General features: G+C 56.8%; 20 protein-coding genes. 4 read left to right on the top strand and 16 right to left on the bottom strand.

Annotation, left to right across the window (positions count from 1 at the left end; translation table 11 throughout):
• Positions 1 to 37 precede the first annotated feature (37 nt).
• Positions 38 to 433, top strand: a complete 396-nt coding sequence (locus tag C8R31_RS12475; protein WP_107694410.1) for a TraR/DksA family transcriptional regulator — start codon at positions 38 to 40, stop codon at positions 431 to 433.
• A 64-nt stretch (positions 434 to 497) separates the two neighbouring features.
• Here the strand turns inward: C8R31_RS12475 and C8R31_RS12470 are convergent, their stop codons facing one another.
• The 7 genes from C8R31_RS12470 to C8R31_RS12440 form a co-directional block, all read right to left on the bottom strand.
• Positions 498 to 1148 carry a Smr/MutS family protein gene (locus tag C8R31_RS12470; protein WP_107694409.1) on the bottom strand — a complete coding sequence of 217 codons (651 nt, stop codon included), beginning with the start codon at positions 1146 to 1148 and terminating at the stop codon, positions 498 to 500.
• Positions 1149 to 1180: 32 nt separating this feature from the next.
• Positions 1181 to 2131, bottom strand: coding sequence for a thioredoxin-disulfide reductase (trxB, locus tag C8R31_RS12465; RefSeq protein WP_107694408.1), 951 nt, complete (start codon positions 2129 to 2131; stop codon positions 1181 to 1183).
• A 42-nt stretch (positions 2132 to 2173) separates the two neighbouring features.
• Positions 2174 to 4762, bottom strand: a complete 2589-nt coding sequence (alaS, locus tag C8R31_RS12460) for an alanine--tRNA ligase (protein ID WP_107694407.1) — start codon at positions 4760 to 4762, stop codon at positions 2174 to 2176.
• Positions 4763 to 4825: 63 nt separating this feature from the next.
• The gene (locus C8R31_RS12455; RefSeq protein ID WP_258192696.1) at positions 4826 to 5200 is read right to left on the bottom strand and encodes a hypothetical protein; all 375 of its coding nucleotides are present in this window, start codon (positions 5198 to 5200) and stop codon (positions 4826 to 4828) included.
• On the bottom strand, positions 5197 to 5649 hold the full coding sequence (gene recX, locus C8R31_RS12450; RefSeq protein WP_107694406.1) for a recombination regulator RecX: 453 nt from the start codon (positions 5647 to 5649) through the stop codon (positions 5197 to 5199). Before recX ends, C8R31_RS12455 begins: the two co-directional genes overlap by 4 nt.
• A gap of 46 nt (positions 5650 to 5695) precedes the next feature.
• Positions 5696 to 6715 (bottom strand): recombinase RecA, encoded by a 1020-nt coding sequence (recA, locus tag C8R31_RS12445; protein WP_107694405.1) that lies wholly within the window; start codon positions 6713 to 6715, stop codon positions 5696 to 5698.
• A 129-nt stretch (positions 6716 to 6844) separates the two neighbouring features.
• A complete protein-coding gene (locus tag C8R31_RS12440) occupies positions 6845 to 8209 on the bottom strand; it encodes a tetratricopeptide repeat-containing serine protease family protein (RefSeq protein WP_181320582.1) in 1365 nt (454 codons plus the stop codon).
• A 141-nt stretch (positions 8210 to 8350) separates the two neighbouring features.
• Here C8R31_RS12440 and C8R31_RS12435 point away from each other — a divergent pair, with 141 nt between their 5' ends.
• Complete coding sequence (locus C8R31_RS12435) at positions 8351 to 8962, top strand: TIGR00645 family protein (protein ID WP_107694543.1); 612 nt, start codon at positions 8351 to 8353, stop codon at positions 8960 to 8962.
• A gap of 26 nt (positions 8963 to 8988) precedes the next feature.
• On the opposite strand, the gene C8R31_RS12430 is transcribed toward C8R31_RS12435, so the two are convergent.
• The 7 genes from C8R31_RS12430 to C8R31_RS12400 all read right to left on the bottom strand — a co-directional run bounded on the left by C8R31_RS12430 (position 8989) and on the right by C8R31_RS12400 (position 14072).
• Entirely contained in the window at positions 8989 to 9498 is a 510-nt protein-coding gene (locus C8R31_RS12430) for a CinA family protein (protein ID WP_107694403.1), read from the bottom strand.
• A gap of 118 nt (positions 9499 to 9616) precedes the next feature.
• On the bottom strand, positions 9617 to 10264 hold the full coding sequence (locus C8R31_RS12425) for a phosphatidylglycerophosphatase A (RefSeq protein ID WP_107694402.1): 648 nt from the start codon (positions 10262 to 10264) through the stop codon (positions 9617 to 9619).
• A complete protein-coding gene (thiL, locus tag C8R31_RS12420; RefSeq protein WP_107694401.1) occupies positions 10245 to 11216 on the bottom strand; it encodes a thiamine-phosphate kinase in 972 nt (323 codons plus the stop codon). Before thiL ends, C8R31_RS12425 begins: the two co-directional genes overlap by 20 nt.
• Before the next feature lie 67 nt (positions 11217 to 11283).
• Complete coding sequence (gene nusB / locus C8R31_RS12415) at positions 11284 to 11757, bottom strand: transcription antitermination factor NusB (protein WP_107694400.1); 474 nt, start codon at positions 11755 to 11757, stop codon at positions 11284 to 11286.
• 9 nt (positions 11758 to 11766) lie between these two features.
• Positions 11767 to 12249, bottom strand: coding sequence for a 6,7-dimethyl-8-ribityllumazine synthase (gene ribH / locus C8R31_RS12410; RefSeq protein WP_107694399.1), 483 nt, complete (start codon positions 12247 to 12249; stop codon positions 11767 to 11769).
• Positions 12250 to 12340: 91 nt separating this feature from the next.
• Positions 12341 to 13459 (bottom strand): bifunctional 3,4-dihydroxy-2-butanone-4-phosphate synthase/GTP cyclohydrolase II, encoded by a 1119-nt coding sequence (gene ribBA / locus C8R31_RS12405; RefSeq protein WP_107694398.1) that lies wholly within the window; start codon positions 13457 to 13459, stop codon positions 12341 to 12343.
• Between the two features lie 19 nt (positions 13460 to 13478).
• Positions 13479 to 14072, bottom strand: a complete 594-nt coding sequence (locus tag C8R31_RS12400) for a riboflavin synthase (RefSeq protein ID WP_107694397.1) — start codon at positions 14070 to 14072, stop codon at positions 13479 to 13481.
• Positions 14073 to 14541: 469 nt separating this feature from the next.
• Between C8R31_RS12400 and C8R31_RS12395 the strand changes: the two genes are divergently transcribed.
• Together C8R31_RS12395 and C8R31_RS12390 are read left to right on the top strand one after the other, a co-directional pair.
• Complete coding sequence (locus C8R31_RS12395; protein WP_107694542.1) at positions 14542 to 15816, top strand: ATP-binding protein; 1275 nt, start codon at positions 14542 to 14544, stop codon at positions 15814 to 15816.
• Positions 15813 to 16373 carry a response regulator transcription factor gene (locus C8R31_RS12390; protein ID WP_107694396.1) on the top strand — a complete coding sequence of 187 codons (561 nt, stop codon included), beginning with the start codon at positions 15813 to 15815 and terminating at the stop codon, positions 16371 to 16373. Before C8R31_RS12395 ends, C8R31_RS12390 begins: the two co-directional genes overlap by 4 nt.
• Before the next feature lie 19 nt (positions 16374 to 16392).
• Here C8R31_RS12390 and ribD read toward each other — a convergent pair whose 3' ends face one another.
• Both ribD and nrdR read right to left on the bottom strand, forming a co-directional pair.
• Positions 16393 to 17481, bottom strand: coding sequence for a bifunctional diaminohydroxyphosphoribosylaminopyrimidine deaminase/5-amino-6-(5-phosphoribosylamino)uracil reductase RibD (ribD, locus tag C8R31_RS12385; RefSeq protein ID WP_107694395.1), 1089 nt, complete (start codon positions 17479 to 17481; stop codon positions 16393 to 16395).
• A gap of 114 nt (positions 17482 to 17595) precedes the next feature.
• Positions 17596 to 18075: a transcriptional regulator NrdR gene (nrdR, locus tag C8R31_RS12380; protein ID WP_107694394.1), complete on the bottom strand. Its 480-nt coding sequence runs from the start codon at positions 18073 to 18075 to the stop codon at positions 17596 to 17598.
• Positions 18076 to 18180 lie beyond the last annotated feature (105 nt).

Genomic DNA, 18180 nt, shown 5'->3' with positions numbered 1-18180 from the left:
AAAGCGGACATTGATATCACTAACGGGAAAACCTACCATGGCAGACCTTACGGACGATCAACTGGCGCAAATTAAAGCGGTTCTGCAACGGCGCTATCTGGAACTGAGGGAGGAAATTCGAAGCGAACTGGAGCGCTCGGGCAACGAGCATTATGCCGACCTGGCCGGCAGCGTTGCTGATCCCGGCGATGAGTCGGTTGCCGACATGCTGGTGGATGTCGATGCGGCGCTCGTGGATCGCCAGGTGCGCGAGATACGCGAAGTAGAGGAAACCTTGAAACGTTTGGCGGAACCGGGTTTCGGCGACTGTATCGATTGCGGAGGAGAAATCGGCTTTGAGAGACTATTGGCGTACCCCACTGCCCGGCGCTGCGTGCGTTGCCAGAGCCTGCATGAAAAGACTTATTCTCACGAGCCGAATCCTACGCTCTGATCCTCTGAGGTGGTGGCTGCCCAATCCTGACCGATTCCGACCGCGCGAGCTCGTAACAATGCAGCTACTTTCCCGTTGCGGCCAAAAGCACCAGCACGGCGCCGCTGCCGCCCTCCTCCGGTCTGGCCTGGCAGAAGGCCAGCACATCCGCTCGTTGCGCCAGCCAATTCCCCACCCGGGTTTTGAGCACAGGCTCATGGTTCGGCGAGCTAAGCCCCTTCCCGTGTATCACGCGCACGCAACGAAATCCTCGTTTGCTGCTCGCATCCAGAAATACCGCCAACTCCTGCCGCGCTTCCTCGCGAGTAAACCCGTGCAAATCGAGTTGTGCCTCGATTTTCCAGTAACCACGCCGCAATCGCCGCAAAGTCTGGCGCGATACGCCCGGCCGCAAAAATGCCCACTCATCGCCCGCGCCGATCTCCAGCGCAATATGATCGGATAGCGCTTCACCGCCTGCGGATTGCTCGTGGGCAGGAATTTGACGTGGTATGGGCGGGGGATGCTTGCTGGGCAGAGGGGCTTTATCGGAAGCCGCCAGCCTCGAAACGCCCTGGACCGCCTGACGGAACAAGGCGGCCCCGTCATCGTTGGAGGCATTATCACCCACCCCGGCGGCCGGCTCCTTCGTGAAGGTTGCTGCGGGACCCTTTGCAGGGCCGCTTGCCGGCCCGGGTAACGCACTAAACGCAGGCTTTTTGTCCCGCCGTTTCATGGGAGATTTTCAAGCCGCAGTTGCTCTGGCGTTCACGACAACCCGTCCAGATATTTTTCTGCGTCCAATGCAGCCATGCAGCCCGTGCCGGCACTGGTCACGGCCTGCCGATAGATGTGATCCTGGACGTCACCCGCTGCAAACACTCCCGGAATGCTGGTGGCGGTAGCGTTGCCCTCGTTCCCGCTCCGGGTGAGGATGTAGCCGTTTCTCATTTCCAGCTGGCCCTGGAAAATGTCGGTGTTGGGCTTGTGGCCAATGGCGATGAATACGCCCTGCAAAGGGAGCGTTTTGGTGGAATTGTCTTGAACGCTCTTGATACGCATGCCGTTAACGCCGGAGGTGTCGCCCAGCACTTCGTCCAGCACGTGATTGAGTTCCAGCTTGATGTTGCCGTCTTTCACCTTTTCCATCATTTTGTCGATCAGGATCTTTTCCGAGCGGAATTTTTCCCGCCGGTGCACAACGGTCACGTTACGCGCGATATGGGAGAGATACAGCGCCTCTTCCACCGCCGTATTACCACCCCCGATTACCGCGACGTCCTGCCCCTTATAGAAAAATCCGTCGCAGGTTGCGCAACCGGACACCCCACGACCCATGTATGCATCCTCTGAGGGTATGCCAAGATACTGCGCGGAAGCGCCAGTGGCAATGATCAGCGCATCGCAGGTATAGGTGGCCGCATCGCCGATAAGCGTGATGGGCTTCTCCGTCAGCTTGGCGGTATGGATGTGATCAAAAAGGATTTCCGTATTGAACCGTTCCGCATGTTGTTTGAAGCGTTCCATCAGTTCGGGACCCTGCACGCCCATTGCGTCCGCAGGCCAGTTATCGACTTCGGTCGTGGTCATGAGCTGACCGCCCTGTGCGAGCCCGGTGATGAGCACCGGGTTGAGATTGGCGCGGGCGGCATACACCGCAGCGCTATATCCGGCAGGGCCGGAACCGAGGATGAGAAGGCGGGAGTGTCTGCTTGTCATTCTTTGAGTTCTTAAGGTTATTTAAAAATTAAGCTACAAATGCTAGAGCCGTTGCTCAACCCAGCCGGCCACGCTGTCCAATGCCGCCGGCAGATCGTCGGGCTGGGTTCCGCCTGCCTGAGCCATGTCGGGGCGGCCGCCACCCTTGCCGCCGACCTGCCTGGCGACGAAATTGACCAGCTCGCCTGCCTTCACCTTTGCGGTCAGGTCAGCGGTTACGCCGGCCGTAAGCTTGATTTTTCCATCTTCGATCGCGGCAAGAACGACAACGCCGGATTTGAGTTTTTGCTTGAATGAATCCACCGCTTCGCGCAAGGCTGAGGAGTCTGCATCTTCCAGGCACACCACAAGGACTTTCACCCCTTTAACCTCACGAATCTGCTCGGTCAAGTCATTGCCCTGAGAGCTGGCCAGTTTCGATTTCATGCGCCGGAGTTCCCTTTCCAGCTCCTTGACGTTATCGAGAATTTGCGTGATACGAGCGGCGGCTTCGTGCGGATGGACCTTTACGGCATCGGCCACGTGCTGCAATTGCGCTTCCCGCTCCTGTATATAAGCCAGGGCGCTCTCGCCGGTCACCGCTTCAATCCGGCGCACGCCCGCCGCCACACCGGATTCAGACACGATTTTGAAGAGCCCGATATCACCCGTGCGCTTGACGTGAGTTCCCCCGCATAGCTCACGCGAGGTCCCGATCGCCAGCACTCGCACCTCATCGCCGTACTTTTCCCCGAACAGCATCATGGCGCCGGTTTTTTTTGCCTCCTCGATGGGCAGCAGCCGGGCTTCCGTTGCCGCATTGGCAACAATTTCAGCATTCACCAGTTGTTCCACCGCGCGAATCTCCGCGTCGGTCACCGGCTGGTTGTGTGCAAAGTCAAAGCGCGTCTTGAGAGAATCGACCAGGGACCCCTTTTGCTGAACATGAGTGCCTAATACCTGGCGTAGCGCCTTGTGCATCAGGTGAGTAACCGAGTGGTTACGCTCGGTGCGTGCCCGGGCCGACCCGTCGACCTCCGCGACAACCGCGTCGCCGGTAACCAGGCGGCCGCTGCGCAGCAAGCCTTTATGGCCAAATACGTCCGCCTGGATCTTCTGGGTATCGCCTACGATAAAGGTGCCGTTGGCCGCAAGCAACTCGCCGCTGTCGCCCACCTGTCCTCCGGATTCCGCGTAGAACGGCGTATGGTCCAGTACCACGACTGCTTCATCGCCCGCATCGATGAAGTGCACGCGGCTCCCTTCCCGGTAAATGGCAAGGATTCGGCCTTCGTAACGCAGGCTTTCATAACCGTGGAATCCGGTGGAGGGTCCGCTATATACGATTCCTTCCTGCATGGTGAACCTGCTCGTCGCACGGGCCCGCTCGCGCTGGCGCTCCATGGCCTGCTCGAACCCGGGCTGGTCGATTGTAATGCCGCGCTCGCGCGCGATATCGGCTGTGAGATCGAGGGGGAAACCGAAAGTGTCATAAAGTCGAAACAGGGTTTCACCATCCAGCAGGCGGTCCCCACGCCGTAATGCCGTCTCCAGCACCTGCATGCCGTTTTCCAGCGTCTCGGCGAAACGTTCTTCTTCCTGCTTCAGCACCGCCGCGACGCGGACCTTGGCTTCCACCAGCTCCGGGTAGGCCTGCCCCATGGTTCCCGCAAGCTGTTCGACAAGTAAATAAAAGAAGGGCTGTTTCTGCCCCAGCTTGTAGCCGTGGCGGATGGCGCGCCGGATGATGCGCCTGAGCACGTACCCGCGCCCTTCGTTGCCGGGAATCACGCCATCGGTAATCAGAAAAGAACAGGCACGGATGTGATCGGCGATCACTTTGAGCGAGCTGCTGGACCGATCGGCCGTGCCGGTGGCTTGCGCGGCCGCACGGATCAGTTCCTGAAACAGGTCGATCTCGTAATTGCTGTGAACCTGCTGCATTACGGCGGAAATACGCTCGAGCCCCATGCCGGTATCAACCGATGGCCTGGGCAGCGGGTGCAGCGTACCGGCGCCGTCGCGGTTGTATTGCATGAACACCAGGTTCCAGATTTCGACGTAGCGGTCGCCATCCGCTTCGGGTGTGCCGGGCGGACCGCCGGCGATCTCAGGGCCGTGGTCATAAAAAATTTCGGAACATGGACCGCAGGGACCGGTTTCACCCATTTGCCAAAAGTTGTCCGAGGTGGCAATACGCGTCAACCGCGCCGGATCGAGGCCCACCTCGCGGATCCAGATGTCGGCCGCTTCGTCATCCTCGGCGTATACCGTCACCCAGAGCTTTGCCGGAGGAATGGAAAGCGTAACGGTTAGAAACTCCCACGCAAACTTGATGGCATTGCGCTTGAAATAATCGCCGAAGCTGAAATTGCCCAGCATCTCGAAGAAAGTATGGTGGCGCGCGGTGTAGCCCACATTCTCCAGATCGTTGTGCTTGCCGCCCGCGCGCACACAGCGCTGCGAACTGGCCGCCCGCACGTACGGCCGCCTGTCGTGACCAAGAAATACATCCTTGAACTGCACCATGCCCGCGTTCGTAAACAGCAGCGTTGGGTCATTGCCAGGAACGAGGGGGCTCGACGCGACGACCGTATGGCCGTGCGACTCGAAAAATTCCAGAAATTTCTGCCGTATTTCGCTGCTTTTCATCTCGGCTTCATCCGAACAATGGTGAATAGGTGTCCATGCGCCCTCCACCGCCTTCGTTAGTTTTCAGCGCCGCTCCAACTCCATGAGCGTCGTTCCAAGCGATTCTCCATTGATAATGGCGATATTCCCCACCTTCACCTTCACATGAATTTCTTCATTCATCTTTGGCAGTTCGCGTTCCGTCAGAATGGTGATTTCTCCGGTGTCATCTTTCAGCACGTAGGACTTCAGATTAAACAGCGGGACCCGCGTCACGTCTTTTGCCACCCCATGGAGCGTGACCTCCTGGCCGTCGAAATTGGCTGCGGATGTGTTGAGCTCGCTGATGGACGTGGCGTTGTTGGCACTGCACGACCCCAGCAGAACCGCTATTGCCCATCCTGCCAGAATCGCCCGGACCGCGCGCCCAGCTAACCGCTGAGTATCCCGCTCCGTCAAGTCATTTCCTCATCCGAATGACGCAGGACATGATGTATCACGTCCGCTGCAAACCCCCGCCCCATGAGAAAACGCGCCTGCCTGCCAAGTTCCTTCGCATCGGCGGGGGCAGCGTTAAACCTTTTCCGCCACACTTCCAGCGCGCGGTCCCGCTCGGTTTCTCTAATGTTAGGCAACGCCGCCGCGATTAGATTCTCGGGAATGCCCTTCTCGCGCAACTCATTCACAATACGACGGCTTCCGAACTTGCTTTGGCGAACGTGTACCACCTGCTCCACCACGCGCGCGGCCGAAAGGAAGCCGCATTGTTCAAGCGCATCCAGCACCGCGATGAGTTCTTCGGAAGATTTGGCATGGGGTCCGAGCTTTCTTTCCAGTTCCAGGCGGGAGTGTTCCCGCCGGGCAAGGTAGCCTAGAGCGCGGGTTTTGAGGCTTGGCCTGCGCGTCATGACAAATCCATCGGCGGCAGGAGCGTTCGTTCCCCCACCTCCGCCATCAGGCCACGGCGGCCGTTTCAGCGGGGTTGGCGACGCCCACCGCGGCGCGTATTTTCGATTCGATTTCCGCCGCTATCTCGGGGTGTTCTTTTAGAAATTCGCGCGCGTTATCCTTGCCCTGGCCGATTTTGTCGCCTTTGTATGCATACCAGGCGCCGGACTTCTCGATCAGTTTGTGCTGCACGCCCAGCTCGACAATTTCGCCTTCGCGCGAAATGCCCTCTCCGTAGAGGATATCGAATTCCGCCTGTTTGAAGGGCGGCGCAACCTTATTCTTGACCACCTTCACGCGTGTTTCGCTGCCGATGACCTCTTCGCCTTTTTTAATGGAACCGGTGCGACGTATATCAAGGCGAACCGACGCGTAGAATTTTAGTGCGTTGCCGCCGGTCGTCGTTTCCGGATTGCCGAACATGACGCCGATCTTCATGCGTATCTGATTGATGAAAATCACCATCGTGTTGCTGCGTTTGATATTGGCGGTAAGCTTGCGTAACGCTTGCGACATCAGTCGCGCTTGCAGTCCCATTTGGGGCTCGCCCATTTCACCTTCGATTTCCGCGCGCGGCGTCAGGGCCGCAACCGAATCAACTACGACCACGTCGACGGAACCGGAGCGCACCAGCATATCGGCAATTTCCAGTGCCTGCTCCCCATTGTCCGGCTGAGAAATCAGCAACTCCTGGACATTGACCCCGATTTTTTGTGCATATTGGGGATCCAGGGCGTGCTCCGCGTCGATAAACGCCGCGGTACCGCCAACTTTCTGCATCTGCGCGATGACCTGCAGCGTAAGCGTGGTTTTGCCGGAGGATTCCGGACCGTAAATTTCCACTACCCTTCCGCGAGGAAGGCCGCCCACACCCAGGGCAATATCGAGCCCAAGTGAACCGGTGGAAATAACCTCAACGTCTTTGGCGACGTCACTCGCACCCAGGCGCATGATCGAGCCTTTGCCAAACTGTTTCTCGATCTGGGAGAGAGCCGCGGCGAGCGCTTTGCTTCTGTTTTCGTCCATGAAAATTTCCTTTATGAATGGGATCAATTATCGCATAGGTGGTTCAACCGGAAAAGCGCGAAGAGAATGACAATGTGTTTCAGCGCGATGTTTTCCTGCTTGTCCTGCCGACACGCAGCGGAAATATTTTCAGGGCAGAATATAAGTATTGAAATACTGCTCGGCCCTTTTTGTATCCAGCTTGCGCAGAGCCTGATAGACTCCCCTTACCTTGACGCGTTCGCCCAGTATTGCGTAATCCACGCCAAGTTTATACCACGCATCAGCGTTCTCCGGCTGGACACGCACTGTCTCCGCATACGCCTCTGCCGCCTCTCCGTATAGCTTAAGATCGTCATAGGTCATGCCCAGGTCATACCAGGCGGCGGCGTTCTCAGCATCCAGGCGCAGCGCTTCCCGGTAGGCGTGGATAGCATGTGCGTGTTGCTTGCGGTCATCGTATGCGAGCCCCAGGTCGTACCACGCTTGAGCATTCTCGGGCTGCATGCTTAGGGCATCCCTGTAGGCTTGAATCGCATTGTCGTAGTCTTTCAGATTGGCGTAGGCGACACCGAGGTGATGCCAGGCGTCGCCATACTCCGACTGATTGCGTATGGCTTCGCGATACGCTCGAACTGCTTGTTCATATTGCTTCAGGTTAGCGAAAGCCATGCCCATGCTGAACCATGCAGCGGCGTTTCCGGAATCAAGGTTGACTTCCTGCTGCGACAGTTTCAACAATCCTCGCCAGTCGGCGCTCTTTTCGAGCGTTAACGCGCGGTTAAGCCAGGCTGATTCATCTTTTTTTATCATTTCCGGACCAGGCCGCACTTTAATCGGTAATTCACCTATCCAATCCGCCGGCAGCGCAAACGTGACATCGCCGCCTTTGCCCTCGGGGTGCGAGAGTATACCGATCAGCGCACCATGGGCGTCGAATAGACCACCCCCGCTAAAGCCTGAAGAAACCGGGACGGCGATACGCATGTATTGCGATCGCAGATAAGGCCGCAGGTTGGAAATTACCCCTTTGCTGAGGATCGGTTGCGGCGGATTCCAGTCAATCGGCATGCCTATAGCATAAATGTGCTGGCCGGTCTTAACGTTTAATGCACTACCCAGGGTAGCGGCCGGCCCCTGCAGACCGGGCACATTCAACAGGCACAGGTCGAGATCCGGTTGCGCAGATTGCAACGTCGCTTCGTAGCGTTTGCCCGAATGGACGACGTGCCCATTCTTGCCTTTGCCCGCGACATGGCACGTGGTGATCACTTGCCCGGCTCCAATCACGACACCGCTGCCTTCGCCAACGGAATTACTGCGGGCGTCACCCATGTTCACCCCGACCACGGACGGCGAGACTCGCGCAAAAATTCGCGCTTCCGGTGTCTCCCGGGCGGCGTCCGCCGATGCACAGGTCGAGAGCAACGCAATGACAAAGGTCTTCAGGATCGCGGATACGCGTCTTTCATGCGTTCTGGACGACAAATTCAATATCACAACCGTATCATTCATCCGACTGAAACCGATATCGTGGGGCGTAACAGCGGATTGCACGAGGCATGGCACTAACCGTGTTCGCATCAAACCGATACGGCGGTGTAAAATGCCGGGTTTACCGCAAATACCAAATCTATGTCTATTAAAGAGGATTACATGGACGCTCCTCCCGCGCGTTCCCGAAAAATTCAACCGCTCGCCTATTTCATTTTCACCACGCGCTGGCTGCAATTGCCGCTGTACCTTGGGCTGATTCTTGCGCAATGCGTGTACGTATACCACTTCTGGGTCGAATTGCTCGATCTGATCGGAGCGGTGATGGGTAATCAGGCTGCATTACAGCATATTCTGGATGCGGTTGCCGTTGAAGGCGCCCCTCGGCCCTCCAAGATCAACGAAACCACCATTATGCTGGTTGTGCTGGGTTTGATCGATGTGGTGATGATTTCCAATCTTCTCATCATGGTAATCATCGGCGGCTATGAAACCTTCGTTTCTCGCATGAATCTCGAAGGGCACCCTGATCAGCCGGAATGGTTGTCCCATGTCAACGCATCGGTGCTCAAGGTCAAGCTCGCCACGGCGATTATCGGCATTTCGTCGATCCACCTGCTCAAGACCTTTATCAATGCCAGCGCGTACGACGAAAAGACCATTTTGGCGCAGACCGGAATCCATGTGGTTTTCCTGTTTTCCGCCATTGCGATTGCCGCCAGCGACCGCATGATGTCTCATGGCGCGCGCAGCCACGACGGGGATTCACACTGAACAAAAGATTGTCATCCCATTGGGTGTTATCCCATTCGCGGCGGGATGCAATGTAGCAAGTCTATGACGCCTTGCAGGGCTTCCGCTACGGATTGACGCCTTACATCCTCGCGGCCGCCGGCGAAATACCGGGTCTCAGCGCAGGCCAATCCGTCTTTCATCATCCAGGCGAAACATACCATGCCCACCGGTTTTTCCGCCGTGCCGCCTTCCGGGCCGGCGATGCCGGTGATGGAGACCGCGACATGCGCATGGCTGTGCGTAATCACACCGGCTGCCATTTCTGAAGCCGTTTGCTCGGATACCGCTCCATACTGTTCAAGGGTTGCAGTGCTCACGCCCAGCATTTCATGCTTGGAGACCGAGGCGTAGGTGATGAAGCCACGGTCGTACCAGCTGGAGCTTCCGGCGATGGAGGTGATGGTCTGCCCCAGCCATCCGCCCGTGCAGGATTCGGCTGTGGCAAGCATTAAGCCCTGCTGGGCCAGAGCGACGCCGGCCTTTCTCGCCAGGTCCTGAAGCGTGAGATCATCCATTCGGTCTGTTCCCCTGGAAAATCTGTTTTCTCAACACACAGGTCAAGGAATGCCGAACAACGCATTCACAAGACAACCGGCAATCACCGGGCCAGTGCAATACACGGCCGCAAATTACTTAAATTAAAGAACCTATTCCAAGCGCTTTCCACGCCGCCAGGCAAAGCAATGTCAGGAATGCGGCCAGCAAATCATCGAACATCACGCCAAAGCCGCCACGCAGCTTCCGATCGTAGTATCCGATGGGCGGTGGTTTGATTATATCGAACAAACGAAACAGCAGAAATGCAAATGCCTGCCACACGATAATAGGTGGCGTAAAGTACAGTACCAGCAGGAAAGCGGAAATTTCATCCCAGACCATACCGCCATGATCGTGATTGCCCAACGCCCTGCCCGTGACACCGCAAGCCCAGACGCCAACGAGAAACATCACCGCGATCAGGACGAGGAGAGCAAGCGGATCGAAGAAGTAAGCAAATATCCAAAACAAGGGGAAGGTAGCGAGGGTCCCAACGGTGCCGGGGGCAATACTGCTCAAGCCAGCGCCGCCGCCAAATGCAATGAAATACGCCAGGCGGGTTCGGATAAATGCTTTCGTGGGCCTTTTGGAGTGGATGCCTGACGCTTCGGCGTGAGGCGAAACGCCGGAGCGGTCCGGTTCCTCCGGTTTCCCCGCTGGCGGGACGTCAGCTTCGGACACCGCACCATCGGCTCGGCCAACACTCGAATTCTCGACCGTTTGATCAGGCGCGGAAATGGTCATATCCCGTCGTCTCCAGCGTTACAGCCTCGCCAGCGGCATCAAGCACGACCAGCCCTTCTCCCATGCCGATTTTGCCGACACGGGTCAGTGGCAGTCCCAGCTCGCGGGAAAGGGTTTCAATTTTTGCCCTCTTTGACCTCGCCGCGCTAAAGCAAAGCTCATAGTCATCTCCGCCGGCCAGCAGGCATTTCAGCGCCAATGGATGAGGAAGACATCTTCTTAGCGGTGCCGAGCAATTTATGTCGGGCAAGCTTATGATGGCGGAAGCTTTTGAACACTTCAGAATATGCCCCAGGTCGGCCAGCAATCCATCCGAAATATCGATTGCGCTGCGCGCCAGGCCGATCAAACGCTGCCCCAACCCGACCCTGGGAGTGGGCATATTCAGCGCGGGCAGGCAAGCTTCGATTTCGCGCGGTTCAAGCGCGATATGGCCTTGCTGGTGAGCCAGCGCCAGCGCGGCATCGCCCAGATGGCCCGATATCCAGATATCGTCCCCCGACCTGGCTCCGCTCCGACGCAGTGCCTTGCCTCTCGCCACCTCGCCAATGATGGTTACGCAAATGGTTAATGGTCCTCTTGTAGTATCTCCACCGATAAGATCAACCTGATAAGCATCAGCGAGATTGAAGAAACCGTCAGAGAACGCTTCCAGCCATTTGTCGTTCTCGCGAGCCATGTTCGCGGGCAGCGCGAGCGAAAGTGTCGCCCATCGCGGCCTCGCGCCCATCGCGGCCATGTCGGAAAGATTCACAGCCAGAGATTTGTGCCCCAGCCCGCGCGGGTCGGCGTCGGCAAAAAAATGCTGTCCTGACACCAGCACGTCGGTTGAAATGGCCAGTTCCATCCCGGCGGAAGGCTGTATCAGCGCCGCATCATCCCCTATCCCTAATACGGCGCCTGGGGCCGCGCGATAAAAATACCGTTGAATGATGTCGAATTCTGAGAGCATTCTTCGAAACGTGGCGCAAGACGGTACGCGTTAGATCAAGGACAAGGTCATCCTCAGATGAGGCCCCTCAAACTCTTGCATGAACTTCGGTCGTTCTTAGCTTCGCCGCCAGTTTATCCAGCACGCCGTTCACGTACTTGTGCCCATGCGTGCCGCCATAGGTTTTCGCCAGCTCCACGGCTTCGTTGATAACTGCTCGATACGGTATTTCCAGATGATTCGCGAGCTCATGGGTACCCAATAGCAGAATGGCAATCTCCACCGGGCTCAGCTCCTTGAAGGGCCGATCAAGATAAGGCTGAATCTGCTGTTCCAGCTCCCCTACGTTCGTAATCACGCCGCGCAGCAGACTTGAGAAGTATTCCCCGTCGGTTTTAGCGAACTCACTCGTTTCTCTCAGCTGCGCTTCGATGGCCTCGGCAGGGCCGCCGGCGACACAATATTGGTAAAGTCCCTGCAAGACCAGTTCACGAGCATGGCGGCGACGGGTTTTGCGGCCCGGCTTGGCTGCCCTTTTAATCACCGGTTTGGTTTGTGTCATTCGATGTGTTTATTGGGTTACTTCCTCAAGCTCTCGTAGCAGGTTAGCCATCTCGATCGCCGCCTGTGCGGCTTCGGTTCCTTTCTGGCTCATGCGCGCTAATGCCTGATCGTCCGTTTCTGTGGTAAGTATCCCGTTAGCAACGGGAATGCCGGTATCGAGTTGTACAGCGGCTAAACCGTTGGCGGATTGATTCGAAACGATTTCAAAATGATACGTTTCGCCCCGGATGATCGCTCCCAACGCGATCAGAGCATCAAACTGGTCGGTTAAAGCCATTTTCTGCAGGGCCAACGGTATTTCCAGCGCACCCGGCACAGTCACCAGCAGCATGCCGGACTCCTGCACGCCGCGTTTGATCAACTCCGCCGTGCAAGCGCTGAGCAAGCCTTCGCTCACCTCGATGTTAAAACGGCTCATGACGACACCGATCCGCAGATCGTCGCCGTTGAGGTCCGGCTCAAGCTCAAGAATATTGTCGTAGCGCCCCATATTATTCCTTTACAAAATCGGTCTGCAACAAAGATAAGTTCTGGCCGTCACGTTGACGCTGTCAATTAAAACCATGCCGAATTGCTTCTAGCTAATTGTCCTGCTTCCAGCTTTTATCTACCGGTTCCAGATATCCAGCTACTTCGAGCCCAAACCCGGCCATGCTCGGCATTTTGCGCGGTATCGCCAGCAACCGCATCTTGCCTACATTGAGATCCTTCAGTATCTGGGCCCCGATACCGTAGTCACGCAAGTCGGTGCGGGCGGGGACCCGAGGCCCTGTTTTTGTCGGGGTGACACGATCCAGCAACTCGGGCCCGCTTTCCGCGGGATGGAGCAGTACTATTATGCCGCTTTCGGCATCCCCGATCACCTGAAGGGTATCATTCACGTTCCACGAATGGGTATCGTCGTTTACGTCGAGAAGATCAATTACCGAAAGCGGCTCGTGTACGCGCACCAGCGTTTCAGCGCCCGGATCGATAATGCCTTTGACAAGCGCCAGGTGGGTTGCATTCGCGGTCTTGTCCAGATAAGCGATCAGGCGGAACTCGCCATGGGCCGTTTGAACGGGGCGTTCGGCCACGCGTTGGACGAGACTTTCCGTGCGGCTCCGGTAATGGATGAGATCAGTGATCGCGCCGATCTTGAGTTGGTGCCTTACGGCGAACTCAACCAGATCTGGCAGACGAGCCATGCTGCCATCTTCGTTGAGTATTTCGCAAATGACCGCGGCCGGGGTAAGGCCCGCGAGGTTTGCCAGATCACACCCCGCCTCGGTGTGGCCCGCCCGCACGAGCACGCCCCCGGACTGGGCCATGAGCGGAAAAATGTGTCCCGGCTGGACGATATCTTCGGGCTTTGCGTGCCGGCTCACCGCAGCCTGAACAGTTCGCGCGCGATCATGGGCCGAAATCCCGGTCGTGACCCCGCTGGCCGCCTCGATTGAAACGGTAAAATTGGTGCCCAACGGCGAGCGGTTGGCAGCGACCATGAGCGGCAGATTGAGCTGGCGGCATCGCTCATCGGTCAGCGTCAGGCAGATTAATCCGCGGCCATGCGTCGCCATGAAATTAATGGCTTCAGGGGTAACGAAATCCGCTGCCAGCACGAGGTCGCCCTCATTTTCGCGATTTTCCTCATCCACAAGGATGACCATTTTGCCGGCCCTGATTTCGGCAATTATTTCCTGGATGGAACTGATAATCATGTCAAACTTTAGCCAATACTTATATCCGGTTGCCGATCAGTCGCTCCACGTAGCGCGCGAGCATATCGACCTCGATGTTGACTTTGGCGCCTGTGTCGAGGCCTTTAAGCGTCGTCGCCGCCAGGGTATGAGGGATAAGATTGATCTCTATCTTGTCCTGCGCTAGTGTGTTAACCGTCAAGCTTACCCCATTCACGGTGATCGAACCCTTTTTAGCAATATATTTTAATAAGGGGAGCGGCACTCGAAGCACCAGCAGATGACTTTCGCCGATTGGCGTAAACTCGATTACCTGGCCGATTCCATCGACGTGACCGCTTACCAGATGACCGCCAAGCCGGTCGGATAGCCGCAGCGCCTTTTCAAGATTTACTTCGACGCCCTGCTTATCCATACCTACTGTGCAGTTCAACGTTTCTCGAGATAGGTCCACGGAGAACAGGCCATCGGAAATGGTGGTAACGGTTAGGCAGACCCCATTTATCGCGATGCTGTCCCCGGTTTTGACGTCGCTTAGATCCAGGGGACCGGGCGCGACGCGCAAGCTTACGCCATCCTCCAGGGGCATGACGTGTTTAATTTCCCCAACAGCTTGGATGATTCCAGTGAACATCTAATCCTTCCTGCTTTCAAATACAATATCGGGCAGCCGATGTCGTATGGTGTGCGGCAATTTGCCGCATGGCCGCGAATGGGAATATACGATAATGTTTGTCATCTCAGAACGGGTCCGTAACGCATCCAGCAGCATAAGTGCGTCGGTCTGCTCTCGCAGACACGACGGGGTCAGCTTTCCGAGACCAGCGACCCACAATAAAGGATGAGCGTCGGTTGGTCCTGCGAGCGCTCGTTTAGACTGGCTCGGGACGTAGAGGGCGCCGCCACCCTTAAGAACCATACGCGCCCAGCCATTACGAAGTGCCCGAGGTGAGTGCCCGAGGTACGCCGATGCGTTTCTGACATCCGAAGTTGGCCTCGTCCCGAAGACAACGCATATTTGTTTTCGCTGTCCACGGAACAGGGACGTTTTCCGGGGACTTTTTTGTCGAATGATACAAGCAGCGCAAGCACAAGCGACGCAAATGTTCAGTGATCTCAGCCAATCGCCGCTAAGCAAGAACCTGCAGCGGTTGTTTCTGCTCCGAAATATCGTAATTTCCGTTCAGTGCCTGACCTTTGCCTTGGCATATTGGGTACTTGAGATGAACCTGCCCTGGACCGAAATGGTCGCGGTAGCGGTCCTGCTCGCGGTCCTGAATCTCGCCACCTGGATTCGTCTGCGCCGCAAGTGGCCGGTTTCAAGCGTCGAGTTTTTTGCGCAGCTTTTGATGGATGTTTTTGCTTTAAGCGCGCTGCTGTATTTCAGCGGCGGTTCGACCAATCCGTTTATCTCCCTCTATCTGTTACCGCTGACGATCGCAGCCGCCGCGCTCCCCTGGGCTTATACATGGGTAATGGCGGCGATTACGATAAGCTTTTACACGCTGCTGCTATTTTATTACGTGCCGCTACCGCACGATCATGACGAGCATGGCAGCGAGTTCATTTTGCATGTGTCGGGAATGTGGCTGGCCTTTGTGTTAAGCACTGTATTAATCGCCTGGTTCGTTGTCAAGATGGGCATATCCATTCGCGAGCGGGACAAGGACCTGGCGCTGGCACGCGAACAGGCGTTGCGCAATGAGCAGATCATCGCGTTGGGGACGCTGGCTGCGGGAGCAGCGCATGAGCTTGGTACACCACTGGCAACGATGGCGGTGGTAACGGGAGAGCTACAGCACGAAAATACCCAAAACAGCGAATTTCAAAATAATATCAGGATACTGCGTGATCAGATAAGTCATTGCAAGCGCACTCTGACGCAATTGCTGGCCGATGCCGGCCAGGCGCGGGCGGAAGACGTCAGCGGCCAGGCGGTGGATAGTTTTCTAAACCAGGTGCTTGATAAATGGCAACTGATGCGGCCATCCGTCAAATTCACTTACCGCGCTAGCGGGGTAGAGCCCCCGCCTCAGATTCTCAACACGCAATTGCTGAGCCAGTCCATTCTCAATCTGTTGAATAACGCCGCTGATGCGTCTCTTAAGCATATAGAGGTAGAGGTTAAGTGGAATCATAGCGAACTGCATCTCCAAATTCTTGACTATGGTGAAGGCCTGAGCGGGGAAGCTGTACAGCGGGCGGGACAAGCTTTCTTCACCACGAAGCCGCGAGGGCAGGGTTTTGGAATCGGCCTGTTTTTGGCCAATGCAAATATAGAACGTTTCGGTGGCAGCGTGCGCCTGATGAATCGGGAAGGTCGGGAGGGCGGCGCGTGCACCGAAGTAATACTACCTCTGATACGGCAATCAATATGACAACGCAACCTGGAATGGAAGTGGACGACCGCCCCACATTGCTGGTGGTGGATGATGACTTGACTTTTTGTACCGTACTTGCCAATGCAATGGCAAAGCGCGGATTCAACGTTTCGTGTGCACACACCGTGGAGCAGGCAGTGGAAGCCGCCGAAGCGTGCACGCCCGAGTTTGCGGTAATCGATCTCAGGCTACCCGGTACCTCGGGATTGGCTTTGGTTGAAAAACTGAGAGCCCTGGATCCGGGCACGCGAATTGTCATGTTAACTGGCTACGCCAGTATTGCCACGGCAGTGGAAGCAATCAAGCTTGGCGCCACCCATTACCTGGCGAAACCGGTCGACGTTGACGAAATCATGGTGGCGTTTGAGCGTACGACGGGAGATGCGGATGTGAAAATCAGCGCGCATCCATTGTCAGTCGGTCGACTCGAATGGGAGTATATCCAGCGCGTGTTGAATGAGAATAAAGGGAACGTTTCGGTAACGGCGAGAGTGCTCAACATGCACCGGCGCACCTTGCAGCGCAAGCTCACCAAATATCCTGCCAAGACCTGAGACTTATTCTAAAGACACGTTATTGGGTCAATTGGGCCGTGATCCGGAGATCGGGCCCTACGCTGCGTACGTCTTCAATTACAAGAGCCCGCTTCCGCTGCAGATCGGCTAATTCAGGCAGTTTTAGCATGCCGAGGCCCATATCGCCTATCAGATACGGTGCGAGATAGATGACCAGCTCGTCCACCAGCCCCGCGTTGATCAAAGCACCATTCAATCGCCAGCCCGCTTCTACCAGGACTTCGTTTATCTCGAAATCGGCTAGCTTTCGCATCATCGCGCCGAGATCGACATTATCGTTTTGATCGGGCAACACGATGACGCGAGCACCGACTTCATGCAACGCCCCGATTATCCCCTCGCTCGCGCTCGCGGTAAAAACGAGCTCGCCGGCGCCGCGCAGCAACCTCGCCTCCAACGGAATTTCGAGGCGGCTATCCACGACCACCCTTAGTGGCTGCCTGGTGGTTTCCAAATGACGGACCGTCAACCGGGGGTTGTCAGCCAGCACGCTGCCAATCCCGGTCATCACCGCGCAGGAACGTGCTCGCAATCTGTGCCCGTCACGACGCGCTGCCTCGCTCGTAATCCATTGACTGGCGCCGTTCTTGAGGCCGGTCTTGCCGTCGAGGCTGGCCGCGATTTTCATCCTTACCCATGGGCGGCCGCGCGCCATGCGCGCGGCGAAGCCGATATTGAGCGCCCTTGCTTCGGCTGCCATGAGACCGGTCTTCACTTCGATTCCAGCGTCCTGGAGCTTTGCATAACCGCTGCCTGATACTAGCGGATTTGGGTCTTCCATGGCCGTCACCAGCCTTGCAATTCCCGCTTTGATCAGTGCATCGGCGCAAGGCGGGGTGCGCCCATGATGACTGCACGGCTCCAGCGTGAGATAAGCGGTCGCGCCGCGTGCCGCCTCTCCCGCCGCGGCGAGTGCGTTGATTTCCGCGTGAGGCGCACCTGCGCGTTCGTGCCAGCCGCTGCCCACCACGCGGCTGTCCCGGACCAGAACACAGCCGACGCGAGGGTTGGGGCTGGTGCTGTAAAGTCCTTTTTCGGCCAGCCGTAACGCTTGGGCCATATACGCATGATCACTGGCGGAGAACATGGACAATCCTCAATTAGGCCTATCGCGGCGGCGCCCTGCAAATTCTCTCATTACGGCCTACATCGCCCGGTTCCCTCTTCCTGACAATGGAAGAAATCGCGGCCGAAACGAGGCTTACGTCTTTTTCGGTTCCTTACCTTGCTGCGGATGTTGCACTTCTTTTATAACGCTGCGGAAATCATCAACTCCCTGGAAGCTTCGGTATACGGAGGCAAAGCGTATGTAGGCGACCTTATCCAATTTGTAGAGTTCCTCCATCACCATTTCGCCAATTTTACGCGAAGGCACCTCTCGCTCACCCAGGCTCAGGAGTTTTTGCACGATACGATCTATTGCGGCATCCACATCACCGGTGGGAACCGGACGCTTATGCAATGGACGCATGAAGCTTGTCAGCAGTTTGTCACGGTCGAACTCTGCACGGTTGCCGTCCTGCTTCACTACCTGAGGCATCCGCAGCTCGACCGTTTCATATGTAGTAAAACGTTTGTCGCACGTGAGGCAGCGGCGGCGACGGCGTATTCTGTCGCCTTCTTCGCTCACACGCGAATCGGTTACGCTTGTATCCTCGGCATTGCAAAAGGGACATTTCACGCGTCACCCTCGGGAGCGGGCGAAGCTGAACCGGCGCGACGACGGTTCAGCCTTGAGCAGTGATCGCGCACAAGGGGAAACTGATCGACGCGTCGTCCCTTGCGC

It is taken from the genome of Nitrosospira sp. Nsp2 (assembly GCF_003050965.1).
Taxonomy (GTDB): domain Bacteria; phylum Pseudomonadota; class Gammaproteobacteria; order Burkholderiales; family Nitrosomonadaceae; genus Nitrosospira.
This window is presented reverse-complemented; position numbering and strand designations above follow the sequence as displayed.